The organism is Desulfomonilaceae bacterium, assembly GCA_041662605.1.
Lineage (GTDB): Bacteria > Desulfobacterota > Desulfomonilia > Desulfomonilales > Desulfomonilaceae > CAJBEZ01.
On the sequence record JBAZSD010000007.1, the window covers coordinates 134,642 to 148,306 of the forward strand.

At 47.5% G+C, this 13,665-nt stretch carries 13 protein-coding genes; 6 read left to right on the plus strand and 7 right to left on the minus strand.

Translation table 11 applies throughout. From position 1 onward, the window contains the following. Positions 1-12: 12 nt before the first annotated feature. The gene (locus WC647_08045; GenBank protein ID MFA6222251.1) at positions 13-624 is read right to left on the minus strand and encodes a hypothetical protein; all 612 of its coding nucleotides are present in this window, start codon (positions 622-624) and stop codon (positions 13-15) included. Between the two features lie 292 nt (positions 625-916). Continuing rightward, positions 917-1,693, minus strand: coding sequence for an ElyC/SanA/YdcF family protein (locus tag WC647_08050; GenBank protein MFA6222252.1), 777 nt, complete (start codon positions 1,691-1,693; stop codon positions 917-919). Between the two features lie 424 nt (positions 1,694-2,117). Between WC647_08050 and WC647_08055 the strand changes: the two genes are divergently transcribed. Both WC647_08055 and WC647_08060 read left to right on the plus strand, forming a co-directional pair. Then, positions 2,118-3,131 (plus strand): hypothetical protein, encoded by a 1,014-nt coding sequence (locus WC647_08055; GenBank protein ID MFA6222253.1) that lies wholly within the window; start codon positions 2,118-2,120, stop codon positions 3,129-3,131. Positions 3,132-3,186: 55 nt separating this feature from the next. Further along, positions 3,187-3,414, plus strand: coding sequence for a tautomerase family protein (locus tag WC647_08060; protein MFA6222254.1), 228 nt, complete (start codon positions 3,187-3,189; stop codon positions 3,412-3,414). Positions 3,415-3,662: 248 nt separating this feature from the next. Here WC647_08060 and astB read toward each other — a convergent pair whose 3' ends face one another. Genes astB through WC647_08080 form a run of 4 tightly spaced genes read right to left on the minus strand, consistent with a single transcriptional unit; the run spans position 3,663 to position 8,865 of the window. Further along, positions 3,663-5,051 (minus strand): N-succinylarginine dihydrolase, encoded by a 1,389-nt coding sequence (gene astB / locus WC647_08065; GenBank protein MFA6222255.1) that lies wholly within the window; start codon positions 5,049-5,051, stop codon positions 3,663-3,665. Between the two features lie 10 nt (positions 5,052-5,061). Beyond that, positions 5,062-6,531: a succinylglutamate-semialdehyde dehydrogenase gene (gene astD / locus WC647_08070; protein ID MFA6222256.1), complete on the minus strand. Its 1,470-nt coding sequence runs from the start codon at positions 6,529-6,531 to the stop codon at positions 5,062-5,064. A gap of 18 nt (positions 6,532-6,549) precedes the next feature. Further along, positions 6,550-7,581: an arginine N-succinyltransferase gene (locus WC647_08075; protein ID MFA6222257.1), complete on the minus strand. Its 1,032-nt coding sequence runs from the start codon at positions 7,579-7,581 to the stop codon at positions 6,550-6,552. Positions 7,582-7,635: 54 nt separating this feature from the next. Then, positions 7,636-8,865 carry a hydrolase gene (locus WC647_08080; GenBank protein ID MFA6222258.1) on the minus strand — a complete coding sequence of 410 codons (1,230 nt, stop codon included), beginning with the start codon at positions 8,863-8,865 and terminating at the stop codon, positions 7,636-7,638. 157 nt (positions 8,866-9,022) lie between these two features. Here WC647_08080 and WC647_08085 point away from each other — a divergent pair, with 157 nt between their 5' ends. Then, entirely contained in the window at positions 9,023-9,199 is a 177-nt protein-coding gene (locus WC647_08085) for a hypothetical protein (GenBank protein MFA6222259.1), read from the plus strand. Between the two features lie 166 nt (positions 9,200-9,365). Here the strand turns inward: WC647_08085 and WC647_08090 are convergent, their stop codons facing one another. Continuing rightward, positions 9,366-10,085: a class I SAM-dependent methyltransferase gene (locus tag WC647_08090; GenBank protein MFA6222260.1), complete on the minus strand. Its 720-nt coding sequence runs from the start codon at positions 10,083-10,085 to the stop codon at positions 9,366-9,368. Between the two features lie 415 nt (positions 10,086-10,500). Here WC647_08090 and WC647_08095 point away from each other — a divergent pair, with 415 nt between their 5' ends. From WC647_08095 to WC647_08105, 3 genes are all read left to right on the plus strand, one after another. Continuing rightward, complete coding sequence (locus tag WC647_08095) at positions 10,501-11,151, plus strand: TetR/AcrR family transcriptional regulator (GenBank protein MFA6222261.1); 651 nt, start codon at positions 10,501-10,503, stop codon at positions 11,149-11,151. Positions 11,152-11,302: 151 nt separating this feature from the next. Continuing rightward, positions 11,303-12,469: an acyl-CoA dehydrogenase family protein gene (locus WC647_08100; protein MFA6222262.1), complete on the plus strand. Its 1,167-nt coding sequence runs from the start codon at positions 11,303-11,305 to the stop codon at positions 12,467-12,469. Positions 12,470-12,516: 47 nt separating this feature from the next. Then, complete coding sequence (locus WC647_08105) at positions 12,517-13,665, plus strand: acyl-CoA dehydrogenase family protein (GenBank protein ID MFA6222263.1); 1,149 nt, start codon at positions 12,517-12,519, stop codon at positions 13,663-13,665.

A 13,665-nucleotide genomic window follows, 5' to 3' on the forward strand; every position in this document is an offset into this window, starting at 1 on the left:
GAATCGATGTGCTTAGTTCAGCCCATCGGTATCGGTCTGGTAGCCGTTCGCAATCCTAATGACAGAATTGTACTTAGGACCAAAAAGACGATTTGCCCTCTCGATGATTTTGTCCGGCGCCAGCTTCATATAAAATAGATGATTAAGTTCAAAAGAGTCAGGAGACTGCAATATGGCTCTGGAAACCTGTTTTGCCTGGAACCAGGATTTTTTGTCTCTTGTCAGAAACCTGTCAACATAAATGTTGAACAATCGACTTATACAAATAGCGGAATAGATATTGGCCTGACATCCTTTAAAAACGTAGAATCTTCCGCCATCGGAGTCGAAGGCGTAACCTACCGACAAACCACTGTCTTCGATGGTTTCGTCGACAATTTCCTTGTTAAAACCGCCGGTTGATATGCCCGCGATACTGACATCGGACTTTCTTCCAAGTCCGTCCTCAAGGGATTGCCTCGCTAGAGCCACTCTCGCCACCTGCTCGCTCAGAGGCCCCGGATATTCAGATGAATTCAATTTTGCTGTGAGATTTTTTAAGTATGTATCAAAATACTCTTGATGGCTTGCCGCAAAACAAATTGTAGGCATAATTAGAAGGATAAACACTTTTAATGCTCGCATAAGACTCCAATCCTGATTTTGTGATTTTTCGCACGAAAGATTTTTCCTTTCTAGGCGAATGTTTTCGCAAAATTAGCGCCTGAATGTAATTGACATAGGCACAGAATGAGCCTTGTAACCGTTTAGGAGAGTAATGTCAAGTTCTTGGACGCTTAAGCTGAGGAAACTACTCCGGAAATGATGTCGGGCAGGGACAAACTGATGGGAGATATCATGCTGTAATAGTTAGATTTACTAGTTTAATCTCATCAGACCCAATATAAAACTTGCATATCCAGCGCATAGGCCGACTTTAGCGCCCACCTAAATTTAGAAAGACGGCTTTCGCCCAGTAGAAAAAAAGACTGTAGTATTCATGTAACGCTGTTTCTGAATTGTTCAGACCTCCAACGCATGGAACAAGCAGCAGATATATTGGTGGCCAGCCTTTAGTTATAAAATCGCATGGGCATGATATGGGATTGGTTCCTTGAGCTTTGAAGATAAACATTGCTCTTGGTAGGTGCACTGCAGAAGAAACCAACGCAAACGGCTCCGATCCAAGAACCGGAGCGATCAACCTAGCCTCGTCAGCGGTATTATAAGCTCTGGTTTCTAGAATCAAAGCTTCTTTAGGGATCCCAAGTTGCGTCGGTAACTCAGCCATGGCTTCAGCGGAACTGAGAGCGGATCCCGATAGAATAAGTTTCGCTTCGGGTATTGCGCTCCATAACCTGATGCCCTCCATTATTCCCGGCAACGTACGGAACCATCTGTCCGCTGGTGTCAAAGCGGGAACAATCCGCGACTTGCTTAGGACAACTATGTTTCTTACTCCGATCTGCCTTAATTTTTCCGGATCCGCATGCGAGCCTGCCCGATCCTCCAAGGGTTTGACCAAAGACAGGCCGGTCCACCCCAGAGAAAACACGACAAAAATCACGCTGGCCGAAGATACCAATAACGTTCCGACTTTTGTTCTTCCGATAAGGAGCAAGGCTATGCCTGAAAGAAGAGGCATGAGAGTTAACCCAATCGGAAAGAAAGGCCAGGCTATTATCCTTTTTAAAAAGTAGAGGAATACTTCCATTATTGCTTGGTTTCCGAATACCCGTGTCCAGAAGTGAATCAGCCAAGTCCCAGTAGTGAACCCAATTGGCGGCAAATGGGCGAGTTCGATCACATGTCAAGAGGTCATGTAACCAATGACTGTGAATCGCTGTAATTATAATAAGATAATCAGAGATTGTCCACTCGTAATTTAATAACCAGAGTAATACATAATGATCCGCCGGCATTAACTAATTTGAACTTTCCACGCGTTAAACAGAGAAATAAAATTGACGTTCAGGCTCCAAAATGAATAGAATCGAGATGCGTCTCCACAAAGTGATACAGATTTCGCAAGAAGGGTTAACAGCACGGGTCCCCCTGAATTGGACACATCGAATTCATCGTCCTATCCGGTTAATCCAGGATAGAGAGTAAACAAGCCAATTACGAGGTTGAGATCTATGACTAGGCGCTCGCTCAACATCTTTTTTGTTTTTTTTGCATTGTCCCTCGTGTTTCAGAATTTTTTATACGTGAAGACTGCCATCGGGCAATCTAATGCTGTTCAACCCTGGTGGAATAGCTCAGGCTCAACTACTCCGTCTTCTCTATTCAACGCCTCAGTGATCGGTTCGCGAGCGGAACAGATTAACGTTTCATTGGGGTATATGGGTAGGGTTAATGGGGTGCGCGCAGGCTACAATGGGTTGGTGCTTCCCGGAACATGCGTTTCTTCATACTTCATCTATGACTTGAGAGGGATAAACCTGACTGGAGAAGTTCCAATTCAGATAAGCAAGTTTGTCTCCGCACGTTTTGGTGGGTCTTATCTTGTTTCAATGAGTAGCCCAGCGGATCAGGATATCACGTGGCTTGACATGCCGCCTGGGACTCGCAGTTGGGCCTGGACCCGCAGTTCCTATTATGGACTGGCGGCCGAAGCGCTCTATTCCTCGACCGACGCATTCACCTTGATTGCGGGATTCCGATGGAATTCCTTGAACACAAACTTTGGAAACCCCAATCCCGATTACCCATTCACAATTTCTAGCATGGAATCAGGACTTTCCGTGACCATGTATCAGCCGTTTATTGGGGCTCAAGTGTCTCAAAAACTGGTGGGCTCAAACCTACTTCTCAAAGTTGTTGGCTTTCCTTTGATGCCCGGCGACATTCAGCACTTTAACACGTGCAACAACCACGGGACCCCTTTCGCTCACGTCGGCGCCGAGTCTATTCGCAACGGTTATTATTTGGAAGTTAATAGCGAATTAAGCTTTGTGAAATCAGGCTGGTATGCTCTCTCTGTATTCTGCGCCTGGGAACTTTTTAGGGGAACATGCCAGATGACTATCGAGAGACGGGACTCTGGGCCTCCCCTGTCGATAACTTCGGATCCGGTTGATTTTTCATATGACAGTTCGATCTTCACATTGGGTGGGAAAGCCGCTTTGACCTTTGCAACCCCTTTTTAAAATATGATTCCAATTATCAACGTACCGATCTTTTAGAGTTTGGGAGGTTTGGACCATGCCGCACGTAATAGTTAAACTTCATCCGGGTAGGACGGAGGATCAGAAAATTCGCCTCGCCCAAGCAATAACCAGGGATGTTTCTTTAATAGCGAAATGCTCCGAAAACGTTGTGTCCGTAGCCATAGAAGAGGTAACCCCGGACGACTGGGCCAAGAAAGTTCATGAGCCTGACATCATGAACAATAAAGCGAAACTTTATAAAAAACCGGGGAATATGGCCTAGAAATAGATCATGTTGTGCGAAAGGAGCGCAACACCGGATTTAGGCTTTTCCAACGGCAGCCTCTAGTAAGTTTGATTAACGATCGCAACCAATCTGGGCTAGGTTGAATAAATCGAGACTAATGTTCAGTTGAAAGGCAAGGCGGGGGTGTCAAGATCGCAAAGGTAAGGATTCCATGCTTCACTGCACGAACGATAAACCGCATGGGATATTTCAAAAAAGTGGCTGGAAATAAGATCAGCCCTTATTTATGGCCTCTGAAAATCATAAATCGATCCGAGATCGAGGATTCCAGATAGCTCGTCTAATGCGCATCTACTTTCATAAAGCAGATTAGGATCAGCAAGATCTTTGGGAGAGAGATGGTCACGATAATGACGCTCCCCCCATAATATGAGTTCCTCATGAAGTTGCTGAGAAAAGAAAATTCCTGGATTTATGACGGCTAGTTCTTCGTTGGTCAAAACTACCCTTAATCTCAGACAAGCCGGTCCACCTCCGTTTTTCATACTTTGATCCACATCCACAAATAACACTTTTTTGATTGGATTTTCATCTGAGACTATTTCTTCTAGAAGTTCATATACTCTCTTTTTCTCGCCACATTCTGAGGGAGCCACCAATACTGCCCCCCCCTCGGGTTCGGACACGAGTTGGCTATTGAACAAGTAGGAATCAACAGCTTCGGCTAAAGACAATCGTTTAGAACTGACTTCCACTAGAATGAGATTACCCCCACAATGCTCACTGAACTTCCTCTTGAGTTCCGCCGTAACAGAGTCAGAATTGCAGAAAGCGTCCGAGTGGAATAAAAACACATTTTTGTTTCCAACGGAAATGACATCATTGTGAAAAACCCCGGCATCGATGGCATCGGGATTTTGTCTGGCAAAAACCGTTTTTTCAGGTTCGATCCCATGGAGTCTGGCTATCGCCACGGACGCTTCAAGTGTTTGTCTTGCAGGAAAGACCGCAGGGCGTGAATCGCCTTCCTCCGAATCGTCCCTTCCATACACGAAAAATTCAATTCCAGCAGCGCCGTAAGATGAACAGAAGCGGCTGTGGTTGGCTGCTCCTTCATCTGCGTAGTCCCAACTTCCAGGTAAAGGCATGTGATGGTTGAATTTGGATTCATCGTGAAAAATGCGCCGCAGGATGGCGCCAGTGAAAGAAGGCTCAATGTAGCGGTGAAACAGGTTGATAAGATTGGCTGGTGTGAAATGTGTCCGACCATCGCCGGTGTCAGCGCAAGGTGAAACAGTAGCGGCGTTGGCCGTCCACATACCTGAGGAACTGTAACACCTAGCCAGCAGATTGATGTTTTCTTTGGAGACCTTTTCCAGGATTTGAGTCTCAGATCCTGAGTAGCCCAAACGACGCAGCGCTTCAAAAGCCGGGCGCGGGTGCAATGGCAACAAAGCCTGTAGCAAGCCCAGTGAATGAACTAATTTCATTTTTGTCAGACATTGAAACAGGGCGGCTCTAGGATTCGAAACAGACAACCTGTTAGCCATAGACCTGATGTTTCCGTACGCCAACCCACCAAAGTTGTGAGTAGGACCTGGAATACCGTCGAAATTCACCTCAAAGGCCTCTTCAGCTAAATGCGCTGGATGAGGAGGTTGTTTAAAGTTCACAATGAATCCTTCACAGCTCAATACCAGGAAAAAAATCATTTGGTATGGATAGCCTTTGAACTTCGATAGACGCCACAGGATAGGAGCAGTGATCCGCAGTGAAATAGGCCCCTGGGCGGTGGTTTCCGCTGGCGCCCACACCACCAAAAGGCATTCTCGAACTGGCCCCTGTCGTCTGTCTGTTCCAGTTTATGACTCCAGCCTTCACACGGCTACGAAACGTGTCGTACAAATCTGGGTCATCACTCAAGAGGCCGGCGGCGAGACCGTAACGGGTATTGTTCGCCTCTTCTAACGCTGACTCAAAGTCACGAACGCGTATGAGTTGCAGGATCGGTCCGAACAATTCCTGATCTTTTCTTTCCTGGACCGGGGTTACATCAATTAGTCCCGGAGTCAACATATTGGCTGCTTTTCCTTGTGGTCGCATTGGGAGAAGAATTCGTCCTCCTTGGTCAACTAGATCCTGTTGGGCGTTTAGAAGTTTTCTAGCTGACTCAATTGAAATGACGGGCCCCATGAACGGCTCTGGGGAATCAGTGTAGGGCCCTACCTTTATCTTGGCGACCATGTCAATTAAACGCTCGACAAAGTCAGCGCTATTCTTACCGTCTACAACAATGAGTCGTCTCGCGCACGAACATCGCTGACCGGCGGTGATATAAGCCGACAGTATGGTGAAATAGGCAGCGGCGTTCAAGTTCGACACTTCATGCGCTACAAGAGGATTATTCCCACCCATTTCCAGAGCAAGTATCTTTTCCGGAAAATCTCCAAAAGCCTTATGAATGGCTTTTCCCGTGGACTCGCTTCCAGTAAGAAAGAGTCCATCCAATCCTGGATTCCTTGCGAGCGCTTTCCCCGTGTCGGAGTTTCCCTGGATTAGGTTGATGGCGCCACGTGGTATTCCGGTACTCTCCCACAATTGAATCATGGCCTCCGCAACCATAGGGGTCTGGCTGCTGGGCTTGAAAACGATGGTGTCGCCGGCTATAAGGGCTGGTACTATATGGCCGTTAGGAAGATGTCCAGGCAAGTTGAAAGGTCCGAAAACAGCTATAACTCCGTGGGGCCGAAAACGGGTAACAACGGTAGCCCCTGTAACAATCTCTTCGAGTCTGTGGCGCCGGTTCTCGTAAGCCTCAATGGAAATGGCTATTTTACCAATCATTGACTGAACTTCGGACTGCGATTCCCATTTGGGTTTTCCAGTTTCCATTGATATCAATTCAGATATTTGCTCAGCGCTCTCTGAGAGCCTGTCCCGAAACGCGTAAACATAGCTTGCGCGATAGCTTAGTGACTGGTTGGACCATTCTGGAAAAGCTGTCTTGGCTGCGTTAACGGCCGCATCCACTTCTGACGCGGTAGCGCAACGGCCTTCCCAGTTGGTTCCTCCTGTAGTAGGATTAATACTGCTCAGGGCTATCCCGCTGCCTTCTATCCAAGCGCTATTGATGAAATGACTTCTTTCTCGCATTTGCAAAGCCCTTCGGGATTACGCCTGTAAAACCGGCCGCAAAGGACCGAAACTCACGGTGTCTCCGATATTAAGACCCAAAGCTGCGGCTGTAGTGGCTTCTAAAGACACTCCTCCACTCGAGTCTGTCCCAACTTTTCCCATGCAAGCCCTAAATTCCGGAGCCATCTTCGCTATTATAAAAACAGGCGATTCAATTGCTTGTGAAGTAATCGCAACAAGGGTAGATTTACGCCTATCCCTGACAATTTTAACCTCGTCAAGACGACAAACCACGATTGGTCCGGCGTCAAATATGTCCACCATTCCGTTAGGTCTGAAACCTTCATCTTGAAGCATTTTTAGCGCAGGTTTAGTGTTCTCGTGCACGTCTCCTATGACCTTTTGGGCTTCCTTGGAAAGTAGGCAGATGTAAATAGGCGTCCGTGGCATCAATTCAGATATGAAGCTCTTGTCGCTTAGGCTCATGTAATCAGCTTTAGGGTAGTTCATGTCGAAGAAATGTCTACCCAGAGCTTCCCAGAATGGAGAACACCCATTCTCGTCTACAATCCCTCTCATTTCCGCCAGAATTAGGGGCTCAAATTGATCGGAACGCTCGGCCATATATAAAAACCGGAACAGTGACATCAGCCTCCCTTGTCCGTGTTTTCTATAAGCCGGGGCAAGGAATAGACCCCCTATTTCCGAAGGGCCGCTATGCTCCCTGACCAAGAGAAGTAAAGGGAGCTTGTTGCAGATTTTTAAATGTTCGGACTTATGTGTGCATGACTTGATTTTAAAAGCGTAAAATGGTTCAAACCCCCCAACCTTTGAATTTATTAGAGCCGTTCCCACTACCTTGGAGGAACTGAGGTCTTCCATAACGAAGATATACAGCTCTCCGTGGGGTCTCCTCGCTTCAAACCTGAAGTTTCTACAGGAATCCTGAATTCTCTGTTCAAGCAGGTCCCGATCTTTAGGCAAGGAAGTAAGGCCGTATCTGGTCATTCCGGCCAACTCAACCAGATCATCCAGATCTGACTCTACGACGGGACGAACAATTACCATATTTGTGGCCTACCTCCACGGAGATGTTAGTAAGCGGCGTAATTTCTCCGATCATCAGCAGATGTTTCTATCGAACGGAATGTTTCCAGACGCGAACTTCATCAGCAGCAACGCAGTGAGTCTGATCCGTTCAACTAGACTGTCAAGCTGAATGTATTCTTCCGGACTATGAAGACTGCCCCCTCGTACGCCAAGCCCATCTAGGACAGGTATCCCTGCTTGGGCAATGATGTTGGCGTCACTAGCGCCACCGCTGTGCCCCCATTTTATATCGACCCCTATCTCTCGTCCGCAGTTCGCCACATGCTCGAAAAAAACCAGGCTTTTGCGGTCCGACATTTTCGGAGGCCTGGAATAATCCACGCTAAGTTCCAGTTTGAAGCCTTCTCGCCCATTAAGATCGGCGGCCAGCCGCCTCAGGGTTTCGTCGACGAACCGTCCGTCTTCTTCAGAGTGGGTTCGGACGTTAAATCTACTGTATGCAAGGTCCGGCACTATATTGACTGGGCCACCCCCTGAGATTTCGCCTACGTTAAGAATTATTCCCGGACGGTTTTCAAACTGTTCTTTCATATTCATGATGAAGCCCGCCATTGCGTGGATGGCGTTTCGCCCTCGTTCCGGTTCCCTACCGGCGTGAGCGGACCGTCCTGTAAGCCTTGCCGAGTAGACGCTGGAGCCATTTCTTAATAACACTAGAGACCCGTCCGGCAAAGCGGGTTCAAAGACCAACGCAAAATGATTCCTTCCTGCCCTATTGAGAAGAAGAGGCGCTGAACCGGTGGAACCAATTTCCTCGTCGGGAGTTATCAGGACTTCCCAACCAAGATGATCAGACCACGGGCTGGCCTCGAATAATTCAAGGGCTCTAAGCAATACTAATAAGCCACCCTTGGCGTCCGCTACACCGGGGCCTACGATAGTGTTATGATCGATAACGCGACATTTCTGAAAAGGGTGCTCTACTCCATAAACGGTGTCATAATGTATCGTCAGTAGGGCCCTGATTGGAGCGTCCAACTTCTTCCTGACAGAAAAAGCCTTTCCCAACGTAAGACTGATTCTGCCTTCCGGACGGAGGCGTATCTGGGGTTGCAGGAGAATTGTTTCAATTTTTCCCGAGAGCCCAAGGAAGCTGTCTTCAAGAATACCCACGAAATTTCCCAATCCCCCTATATTGAGACTTCCAGTATTCATCTCAGCCCATGCGACAATCGTTTCGGTTAATTCGTCCAAGTTATGATGGACGCTGTCGAGGTATTGGCAACAAGAACCAGTGTTCACCGATAAGCTCCTTTTTGTCGGATTGTTACGCACTGGCGCACAAACTATAGAACGATTCTGAATAAACATATGTTGACACTAATTGAATCAAAAGAATCATTTTTGCATCAGCCATTCTAGATAATATAGATGAATTTCAAGATACAGGAGGCTCAAGATGGAAATTTCTGAATCACGACCATATGAACAAGGGAAAGACGCTGCGGTCTTTAGCGCTGAACAGGAAGAAGCCGAGTGTATAAATTACTATCCAGGTCTCTTGGCCGATCTTGAGGAAGAACGGAATGAGGCCAGAGAACGGGAATTTGAAAGGCTTTTCTTCTGCGGATGCTGACCATGTCGTCAAAGAGCGTAATTCCACGAAATATTTCACGTGATCTTGTCAACTGGACTACAAATAGAGCGGCTCCGTGACATGCCGCTCTTGCCGTTGTCCGAGGTAACAATCATTGATCTGTTAACCTGGAAAGTTTTTCTGGCCCTAAGCTCAGTATTCAGGGTCAACATAAACCATTCTGAACCAACGGCTTATGACCTATCACATATACCTCGCTCTTTGATATCCATGATCGCATGATTTCTTTTAGTTCCAGGCCGGTTGAATCGTTGATCAATTGGATTGTTAGCAATCTTGGCACATAGTAGGCGTCTATCCCCAGGAGTAATTTCCCGTTCGAACTGAGGAAATTCGCTGCGTTTTTCAATATTACGCGTGCGCTGTCCAGGCCGTCAGTTCCACCATTCCATATTTCCGGGTGATCGTGAGAGTGAGCCCCGTCGAACCCGACATCAGCGGGAACATAAGGTACATTGCCGAACATCAAATCGAACTGTCCATCAACATTCGCAAACCAGTCACTTCTTCGAAATTCTATACCCTCCGCTGCGCTAGCTCTCGCAACAATCCTGGCGTTCTCAAGAAACTCCTCATTGACATCAACAGCTAACACTTGGGCTCCACACGATCGCGCGCAATAGACAGCCAGCAGCCCCAAATGTCCCGTCCCCAAGTCCAGAACTCTTTGTCCATCTTGAGAATATTTGCGAATTCCCTTGCGTAAAAGAAGCGAGGTAGAATCAAAGATGTGATCGTGAACAAAACTTACCGCGTCAACCTGAAAGTGCACTCCTGCAAGCGCCAATCGAATCCAGCGTAGCCGTGGCAACCCATAAAAAGGCTTCAACATTGAAAGCCAAAGGTCAACTTCCGCCGTTCTCATCCTGTAGCCTCCGTTCTTGGAAAACCGAGCCATCTAGGATCAAAACAAAACGCTACCTATATCTAAATAGGGAGGCGGCTACCTGGCAATCTCAAAGAGCGTCATGTGTCGCGCTTCCTAGTTTCCCTCAGCGCTCATCCAACGCGCATACCGTTGACTTGAATCTACATATCTATCAACAAATGTTCTAAAGACTCAGCGCCAAGTTTTTGGGGCCTCGTCATGCAATTGGCCAGATCCAAACAAAATAGAGCGAGAATATTAATTCGTTTGGTTGATCTCCTTTGGTGGTCAGCCTAACTCTAGGGATAATCCAAGTCAATCGCTTTGTGGTGGCATGTAAACTTTTTTGCTTGACAATCTGATTGATTGGGGTATTTGGTAGGTAAGTGTTACTTACATAACGGAGAGTGCGTTGCTTAAAAATACTCAACTGTCTTCAACTGATATTCTTCTACGTTTCCAGGACTCCAACGAATGCCGAATTCCCCCTGGAGGAATCAAAATTATGCAAGCCCTGAGGCTTTTGCTTCAGCAGAAAAATTTCGATTCCATTACCACAGCGGAAATATCTAGAGTCTCGGGCGTAAATGAAGCGTTGATTTACAGATATTTCAAAGACAAAAGAGGCTTGCTTCACAAAATACTTGCAGAGTACTTTCGAGTTCATCTCGCTCAAATTCGGCTGGACGTTGGTGAGACCCAAGGAGCGATTAACAAGCTGAGAACTCTTATCAAAGGGACGATATCTTTTCACAAGAGAAACAGTGTCTTTTCAAGAATACTTCTTCTCGAGGTCAGGAATCACCCGACGTACTTTGAAAGCGAAGCCTATGACCTGGCAAAAAAATACTCCCGGTTAATTAATGAAATTGTCGAATTAGGGATAAAAGACCATGAAATACGACATGACATTCCATTGTCCTGCATGAGAGACATAATTATCGGCAGTATTGAAAGGGCATGCATGCGACCGGCCATATTCGATCGAGATTTCGACGAGGAACTCCTGGCTGGAAACCTCGCTGAAGCGGTAATTGGTGGCCTGCGTGTAGCAGTAGACTAACTCAAAGCCCAAATCATAGCATGGTGGAAATCGAACCCGTGAGTATCGACGGCTATACCTGCGCCCTTTGTCAGAAATTACTTTACCTGCTCAGTCACGGCGCCTTTCAGAGCAACTCTGAAATGAACTCCACTTTTAGGAATGAATCACGATGGCCCGAGAAATTGTTGACGAGTCGCAAGAACTAACCATTTTACGGGAGGCGGTTCACAGGGCCGCCAAGGAAAAAGTCGGTCCAATTGCCAGCTCCATCGATGAGCTTGGAGAATTTAACAGGGATGTTGAAAACTTATGCTGGGACCTGGGGCTTTTGACTCTAGCATTACCATCGGAATTCGGCGGGCTCGACAAAAATACAGGCACTGCGCTGTGTATTGCAGTGGAAGAGCTTGCCAGGTTCTGCGCATCTTCGGCTCTACTTCTTATCATTCAGGCTGTGGGATCATACCCTGTCGTTCACGGTCTATCTGGAGCGATCAGGGAACAAACTCTTGCCCGGATAGCGCAGGAACGTCAACTTGTCGGCTATCTGGTGACTGAGCCCGGCGGCGGTTCTGATGTGGCTGCCTTGAAGACGACCGCTGTAAAGGATGGTGATGAGTACGTGCTTAATGGAGCGAAATGCTTTGCTACAAATGGTGGAGTCGCTTCGATTTACTCGGTTTTGGCTAGGACATCCAAAGAAGGTGGACATGTGGGCCTGTCCTTTTTTCTGGTGGAACGGGAACGGCCTGGGCTCAAAGTGGGTAGGAAGGAGAACAAGCTCGGTCAGCGTGGATCGAACACAACAGAGGTTTTCCTTGATGATGTCAGGGTGCCCGCCTCGCATCTCCTTGGCGAGGAAGGGAAGGGATTTTTACTGGCCATGAAAGACTTTGACATGTCCAGGCCCGCTATTGGCGCCCAAGCGCTTGGAATCGCCGAGGGGGCATTCGAGGCAATGCTGAAGTATTCGATTGAGCGCAAAACTTTCGGGAAGTTTCTTGCGGAACATCAGATGATTCAGGCCATCATAGCCGACAGCGCCACATTGATCGAAGCAGGTAGAGGGCTCATTTACCGGGCCGCCGCCCTCTATGACGAGGGCCAACCTAATACGAAAATCGCCTCAATGGCGAAATGTTTCACGAGTGACGCGGCCATGAAAATAACCACTGACGCAGTCCAGGTATTGGGCGGATACGGGTACATGAAAGATTTTAATGTAGAACGCATGTTCAGAGACGCCAAATTAACCCAGATTTTTGAAGGCGCCAATCAGATCCAGAGGATCGTCATTGCGCGGGAGATGCTTAAAGAAGTCGGATTCACAATTTGAAGCTCCTTGCCAAAATCATAAATTCGCCTTGTTAGGGAGGTCCCAAAGTGTTCAAACTTGATGAAGAACAGAAAATGATTCTTGAAACGGTCCGCCGGATTGCCGCCAAAGAGGTTGCCCCTAGAGCCGCCGAACTTGATGAGACAGCGGGTTTTCCTCAGCACGCCATTGATGTATTCGCTGAAAACGGTCTACTGACCCCCTTGCTCCCGGCGGAGTATGGTGGCGTTGAGATAAGTTTATTGCTTTTTTCCATGGTATTAGAGGAGATCGCCAAGGTTTGCGCTTCTTCTGCGTTAGTGCTGATTGCTCAAGCCGATGGTATGCTACCGATCCTCCACGGCGCCACAGGCGATCTCAAGCGCAGATTCCTGGAAAGACTCTCTGGCGATTCCAAGCAATTGACTGCGATTGCAGCGACCGAACCATCCGCTGGTTCCGATATCTTATCCATGAGGACAAAGGCTGTGCGCAAGGGCGACAAGTACGTTGTCAATGGGCAGAAGTGCTTTATTACAAATGGTTCAGTCGCGGATTTCTTTGTGCTCTTCGCCTATACCGATCCATCAAAGGGAGCCCGAGGCATCAGCGCATTTGTTGTAGAAAAAAGTTTTCCCGGTCTAGTTTACGGGAAAAATGAGAACAAAATGGGAATGAGGGGATCGATAAACTCAGAGTTATATTTCGAGGATATGGAGATTCCGGCGGAAAACCTTGTTGGGGCTGAAGGGCAGGGGTTCGCTAATCTTATGAAAACACTCTCCATGAGCAGGCTTTTTTGCGCATCCCAAGCAGTAGGTATAGCGGATGGAGCCCTTACTCAAGCGATACAATACGCCCGAGAACGAGTGCAATTCTCCAAGCCCATAGGGGCTTTAAGCCCAATTCAGTTCATGATAGCGGACATGGCAGCCGGTGTAGAATCCGCCCGACTTTTGACTCGTGAAGCGGCTAGTCTGTTTGATGAGCGAGAAGAAAAAAAGGCAGGCGTTTTCGCCGCCATGGCCAAATGCACGGCGTCTGACACAGCAATGCGAGTCACTACAGACGCAGTTCAAATCATGGGGGGATACGGATACATGAAAGACTATCCTGTTGAAAGAATGATGAGGGACGCCAAACTTACCCAAATCTACACAGGAACCAACCAGATAATGAGGCTTGTCGCAGGAAGATCGATATTGGAGATCCAGTAG